This is a genomic window from Aquabacterium sp. (assembly GCF_036279675.1).
GTDB lineage: Bacteria > Pseudomonadota > Gammaproteobacteria > Burkholderiales > Burkholderiaceae_C > Aquabacterium.
In genome coordinates this window covers 1-6,171 of the sequence record NZ_DASUIS010000101.1, presented here as the reverse complement: position 1 = coordinate 6,171, position 6,171 = coordinate 1, and the positions used below count along the sequence as shown (strand labels likewise).

Sequence of the window (6,171 nt, the reverse complement as noted above, 5' to 3'; positions counted from 1 at the left end):
CCTTCCTTTTCCCGAAGCTGGACCAGCTTCCAGAAAATGGCACCCGCCACACCCTTGATCAGGTAGTCCTCATCCAGGAATATGCTGTGATCGGCCTTGAAGTACCGTACCAGCATGGGGCGTTCGTCCTGTGGTGCAGGCGTGCTGGCTGGCGGCGATGGCTCGGGCCATGTCGGTGCACTTGCCGGTGCCGGTGTCTGGGGTATGTCGGCCGCAAGCTCCATGGGCTCGGCGCAGGCCATGCTTTGCGCGATCCAGCCGAACTGCTGTGCCAGGATCTGCAGCAGGTCTTCGTCGTCATAGGTGAAGCGCAGGTCTTCGTGGCTCTCCACGTACAGCACGCCATGGAGTTTGTTGCCTGCCGTGATGGGCACCGCCATCTGGCTTCGGCATTCGGCCAGCCCGGGCATCGGGATGGCCGTTTCAAGCTGGTGATGCAGCCCCAGCGCCTCTGCGCTGTCCCGAACCGCCTTGCCGTAGATGTACTCGCTGGTCATGTGCGAGATGCGAATGGGGGTGCGCTCTCGCGCGGCCACGCCGATCACGCCGTGCCCCATCGGAATCTCCGATCCCACGCCGGACTGTTCGTAACCGCGGCTTGCCACGGTGAACAGGCGCTCGCCACATTCGTCAAGCTTGAGGATCATCATGTGCCCGATGCCGCAAACGGTTTGCAGCGCGGTCAATGTGTTGTCGAGCAACTCGTCCAGATCCCGACTGGCGTTGAGCATCGTGCTCATGTGCCGCAGCCTGGGCAGACTGTCCTGAACCGGTGGCGCGGCAACAGCCATGGGGTGCACGACTGCTTCCACCCTTTCGACTTCGTAGATGTCCGAGCCCAGGAGCTTGAACACGTCGGTCATGCCGGTGTGTGAGGCGATGCCGGCCAGCTTGGCCTTCATGCTCTCGAACAAGGGGCCGCTGGTTTCAGTGCGCAGGTAGCGCACATGCAGCTTGTAGCCGCTGCCGTTGAACGGGTCCACCACCTTCAGCAAGGCCTGAGGGTTGGCCAGGATGTTCTGGCGTGTCTTGTTGAAGAACTGGAACGTGGTGGCAACGTGGTTCCGGTCCACGTATTGCACCTGGGACAGGTAGGCGATATTGGGTGTGCCGTCCAGCGCACAGGTGGACAACGCACTGGGCACGCCACCTTCAAAGCAGTTGCGCAGATGGGCGATACACACCGTGCTCATGCCTGAGGGTTCCCCATGCGCTTGCCGGCCATGGGGCCGGGCGTCTGTTCGAAGATCCACTCCGGGGTGAAGCTCAGGGCCACCATCTGTCCGGGTTCCGTGGCCATGTGGTGCAGGCCGAATTCACGGTCGTACCCCAGGCGCATGATGCCGTCCACGAACGCGTGGCGATAGCGATCGATGTGTGCAATGTCGTCGGCATGGGCCGCCGAGAGGCTGATCTGACGCCCTTTGATCTGAATGGCCGCTTCGGTTTCGGGCAGGCAGAACACGACGGCAATGATGTCCCGACCGAGCACATCCTGGAGCAACTGGCTGGCTTCTCCTCGACGCACGAACAAGGTCAGTCGTTGCCGGTCTGGGGAGACGCGACACGCAAAGCCCCGGCAGGCACTGGGGCGGAGATCCGATGAGCACGAGGCAACATCGATGGCCACCTCCCGCTGGATGAAGGCCACGGTGCTGTCGCTGAGCAAGGCGGGAGTCATGCTGCGGTTCGACTGAGACTGAAGCGGGAATGTCGCCGGATTGTAGGTGGCGACGGCCGTCACCTCAATCCTTCAGAAACAGGGCCTGCAGATCGCTGAGGAAATCAAAGCCCCTGGCGGTGGGCCAGGCGCGTGCCAGATCGCGTTGCAGCAGGCCTTGTGCTTCGGCCTGGGCCAGCGGTTGCTGGATGCTGGCCAGTGTGAGCCCGGTGCGTTCACTGAAGCGCAGCAGCTCGAAGCCATCCTTGAGGCGCAGGGCATTCATCATGAACTCGAACGCGCGTGAGGACAGGTCCACCGGTGTGTCGTTCGAGCAAGCCTGGCCCTGGCGCGCCTTGTCCATGTAGCTGGCCGGCTCGCGCCAGCGCACCTGGCGCACGATGCGATCCGGAAAACTGATCTTGCTGTGCGCGCCGGCGCCGATGCCGAGGTAGTCGCCAAACTGCCAGTAGTTCAGGTTGTGCTGGCACTGGTGACCAGGGCGCGCGTAGGCGGAGACCTCGTAGCGCTGCAGCCCGGCTGCGTCGGCTTGTTCGATGAGGCGATCGAGCATGTCGAAAGCCGTGTCTTCGTCCGGCAGATCCTTCGGCGGCTGGTTGGCAAAGACGGTGTTGGGCTCCATCGTGAGGTGATAGAGCGACAAGTGCGGGGGCTCGAAAGCCAGTGCCTGCTGCACGTCGGCGTCCAGGTCGGCCGTGCTCTGGCCGGGCAGGGCGTACATCAGATCGAGATTGAAGGTGTCGAAGTGCTGCTGGGCTTCTTCGATGGCGGCAATGGCCTGTGTGCGGTCATGCACGCGGCCCAGGGCCTTGAGCTTGGCGTCGTCAAAGCTTTGCACGCCGATGGACAGGCGGTTCACGCCGGCCTGGCGGAAGGCCTTGAAGCGGTCTTTCTCGAAGGTACCGGGATTGGCTTCCAGGGTGATCTCGCATTGCGGCTCCAGCGGCAGGCGGGCGCGGATGTCGGCCAGCAGGCGGTCGATGCTCTCGGGCGAGAACAGGCTGGGTGTGCCGCCACCAATGAAGATGGTGAGCACGCGGCGGCCCCAGATCTGGGGCAGGGCGGATTCGAGGTCCGCCATCAGGGCGTCGATGTACTGGTGCTCGATGTGGGGGGCGAGCTGGCTGCCACCGGTCCTGGCGCCGACTTGATGCGAGTTGAAGTCGCAGTAGGGGCACTTCTTGAGGCACCAGGGCAGGTGCACGTACAGCGACAGCGGCGGCAAGGCCTGCAGGGCGCCGGGGCGTTGCAGCGTGATCATCTTGTTGGCTCGCCTTGCTTCGGGTTCAGATCTGCCACGGCCAGCGATCGCCTTGCCCCAGGCCCCATTGGTGCTGGATCAAGGCGAGCATCTTCTGGCAGGCCTGTGCGCGGTGGCTGATGCCGTTCTTGACTTCGGGTGCGAGCTGCGCGGCGCTTTGTTGATAGGCGGGAATCCAGAGCAGCGGGTCGTAGCCGAAGCCATGTTCGCCCAGGCCTTCGTTCAGCAGCTCGCCCTCCCAGTGGCCCTCGGCGATCAGCGGCTCAGGATCATCGGCGTGGCGCACGGCCACCAGCAGGCAGGTGAAGTGGGCGCGGCGGTTGGGCTGGCCTTGCATCTGCGCCATCAGCCAGGCGTTGTTGGCCGTGTCGATCTGTTCGCGGGGCAGGCCTTCGGCGATGCGGCCGGCGTCCACGGCATAACGGGCAGAGCGGACGCCGGGGGCGCCACCCAGGGCCGCCACGCACAGACCTGAATCGTCCGCGATGGCGGGGCCTTGACCTTCACGTGCTGCGTGGCGGGCCTTGGCCAAGGCGTTTTCCACGAAGGTGATGTGGGGCTCCTCGGCTTCTGGTATGCCCAAGGATCCTTGCGTGACCAGCTCCACACCCAATGGCGTGATCAGAGCCTGCAGTTCACGCAGCTTCTTGGCGTTGTTGGAGGCGAGGATCAGTTGCTTGCTCATGGCTGTCAGGCTTTGATCAAGGGCTGCGCCAGCGCGCCTGCCTGTGCCGAGATCAGCTCGCGGATGCCCTTGTCGGCCAGTGCCAGCAGCTGGTCCATCTCGGCGCGCGTGAAGGCCACGCCTTCGGCCGTGCCTTGCACTTCCACGAAGTGACCGGCGCCTGTCATGACGACGTTCATGTCGGTGTCGCAGGCCGAGTCTTCGGTGTATTCCAGATCGAGCAGGGGCGTGCCTTCCACGATGCCCACGCTGATGGCGGCCACGGGGTGCATGATCGGGCTGGCGGTGAGCTTGCCCTTGGCGATCAGGCCGCTGACCGCATCCACGGCGGCCACGTAGGCGCCGGTGATGGCCGCCGTGCGGGTGCCGCCATCGGCCTGGATGACGTCGCAGTCGATCACGATGGAGCGCTCACCCAGCTTGGCCAGGTCGAACACGGCGCGCAGGCTGCGGCCGATCAGGCGCTGGATCTCTTGCGTGCGGCCGGTCTGTTTGCCGCGAGCGGCTTCACGGTCGCTGCGCGAGTGGGTGGCGCGAGGCAGCATGCCGTATTCGGCTGTGACCCAGCCCTCGCCGCTGCCACGCTTGTGCGGGGGCACCTTTTCTTCGACGGAGGCGGTGCACAGCACCTTGGTGTCGCCAAAGCAGATCAGGACGGCGCCCTCGGCGTGCTTGGTGTAGCCGCGGGTGATGGACAGGGGGCGCAGGGCGTCGGCGGCGCGGCCCAGGTTGCGTTGGTATGCCATGAAGGGGCTCCTGGTCATCAAATGAAAATGGACCGTACAAAAAACCAACCGGCCACAGCGGCCGGTTGATCAGTCAAGCGGGGCTGAAGCTTGTCAGTTTTTCTTGGCGGCGCTGGCCGAGCGGCGGATCGCCTCGTTGATCTCGCGGATCGAACGTTCGATCTCGGCTTCGTCCAGATCGTCGGCTTCGACATTGTCGCCCGGTGTGCCGGTGTTGCCCACGCTGGCCTGGATGGTGGAGGCAAAAACCTCTTCACCCAGGGTGTCGGTGGAGACATTGGGGCTGTCGTCGTTGGAGGCCGATTCCCATTCCATGGCCAGCACGGTGACGTTGTCGCACTTGACACCGCCATTGCGCAGGGCCACTTCCACCAGCTCCGGCACGGCATCCGAGATGGTGCGGGTGGACAGGTGGCGGGTGATTTCTTCGTCTTCCACGGTGCCCCACATGCCATCGGAGCACAGCATGATGCGGTCGCCTTCCTGCAGGATCAGGGGGCCGGCCGTGTCGACCACGGGCTTGCCGGGGCTGCCCAGGCAGGTGAACAGCACGTTGCGGTTGTAGCGCTCGTTGAGGGGCACCACGGTGGACAAGGTTTGCTGCAGTTCGGAATAGGAGTGATCGCGCGTGCGGGCGATCAGCTTGTCGCCGCGCACGAAGTACAGGCGCGAATCACCGCAATGGGCCCAGTACGCCGAGTTGCCTTGCAGGATGCAGGCGACGATGGTTGTACGGGGGGTGTCCATCAGGCCTTTTTCACTGGCGTAACGCAGCAACTGGTGGTGCCCGGCCATGACGGCGTCCTGCAGGAAGCGGATGGGGTCGGCCAGGGTGGGGCGTGCGTCGCGCTGGTAGAGCGCGGCCATGGTCTGCAAGGCCAGCTGGGATGCCATCTCGCCTTCGGGGTGACCGCCCATGCCGTCTGCCAGGGCAAACAGGCCCGAATCCCGCGTGTAGCAATAGCCCATGCGGTCTTCATTCTTTTCGCGGCCGCCCTTGCGGCTGATCTGGTAGACGGAGAATCTCATGCCTGCTTCATGCGCGCTTACGCCTTCGCACCCGATTTGAGGTTTTCAAGTTGCAGTTTCACCCGCTCGGCAAATGTGAGCTTGGAATAGCGCCGTTCCGTCTCGCGGGCCAGCTCCTTTTGCAAGGCGAACACGCTTTGCGGACGAGCCAGGGGATCCAGCGACATGCACCATTCGGTCACTTCGATGAGGTTATCCGAATACACGTTGCGCAGTCTTGAGAGAGAAAGCCCTAAGCGGTCTTTTTCCAGACGTTGTGGCGCATCGTTGGGCGGGTAGCCCTGCATGCAGGCGTAGATGCAGGCGCCGATGGCGTAGATGTCCGTCCAGGGGCCCAGGGAGCCGTCCCGGCGGTACATCTCGGGCGCGGCAAAGCCGGGCGTGTACATCGGGCGGATGAAGTTGCCTTCCTTGGACAGCACCTCGCGCGCGGCGCCGAAATCCAGCAGCACAGCCTTGTTGTCGTTGGTGATGAAGATGTTGGCGGGCTTGATGTCCAGGTGCAGCATCTTGTGCTGGTGGACGATGCGCAAGCCGCGCAGGATCTCGTCAAACAACGAGCGGATCGTGGATTCGCGGAAGACCTTGTCGCGCTTGAGATCGCGGGCGGTGACGATGAAATCCTGCAGGGTATCGCCCTGGAGGTAGTTCATCACCATGTAGACGGTTTCGTTCTCGCGGAAGAAGTTCAGCACCGAGACGACGCTCGGGTGGCTGATCTGCGCGAGGGAACGGCCTTCTTCGAAGAAGCTCTTCAGGCCCAGCCGGT

Annotated in this window: 7 protein-coding genes; all 7 read right to left on the bottom strand. The window is 63.8% G+C overall.

The genetic code is table 11. The features are described from left to right. On the bottom strand, nt 1–1,193 hold a 1,193-nt coding region (locus VFW93_RS12310), incomplete at its 3' end, for a GAF domain-containing protein (protein ID WP_329694286.1). Beyond that, complete coding sequence (locus VFW93_RS12305; RefSeq protein WP_329694285.1) at nt 1,190–1,681, bottom strand: hypothetical protein; 492 nt, start codon at nt 1,679–1,681, stop codon at nt 1,190–1,192. The genes VFW93_RS12310 and VFW93_RS12305, both read right to left, overlap by 4 nt. A gap of 64 nt (nt 1,682–1,745) precedes the next feature. Next, nucleotides 1,746–2,942, bottom strand: coding sequence for a radical SAM family heme chaperone HemW (gene hemW / locus VFW93_RS12300; protein ID WP_329694284.1), 1,197 nt, complete (start codon nt 2,940–2,942; stop codon nt 1,746–1,748). Between the two features lie 25 nt (nt 2,943–2,967). Further along, nucleotides 2,968–3,627, bottom strand: a complete 660-nt coding sequence (gene rdgB, locus VFW93_RS12295) for an RdgB/HAM1 family non-canonical purine NTP pyrophosphatase (RefSeq protein ID WP_329694283.1) — start codon at nt 3,625–3,627, stop codon at nt 2,968–2,970. Between the two features lie 5 nt (nt 3,628–3,632). After that, nucleotides 3,633–4,373: a ribonuclease PH gene (rph, locus tag VFW93_RS12290; protein ID WP_329694282.1), complete on the bottom strand. Its 741-nt coding sequence runs from the start codon at nt 4,371–4,373 to the stop codon at nt 3,633–3,635. 93 nt (nt 4,374–4,466) lie between these two features. After that, a complete protein-coding gene (locus VFW93_RS12285) occupies nt 4,467–5,402 on the bottom strand; it encodes a PP2C family serine/threonine-protein phosphatase (protein ID WP_329694281.1) in 936 nt (311 codons plus the stop codon). Nucleotides 5,403–5,419: 17 nt separating this feature from the next. Continuing rightward, on the bottom strand, nt 5,420–6,171 hold a 752-nt coding region (locus VFW93_RS12280; protein ID WP_329694280.1), incomplete at its 5' end, for a serine/threonine-protein kinase.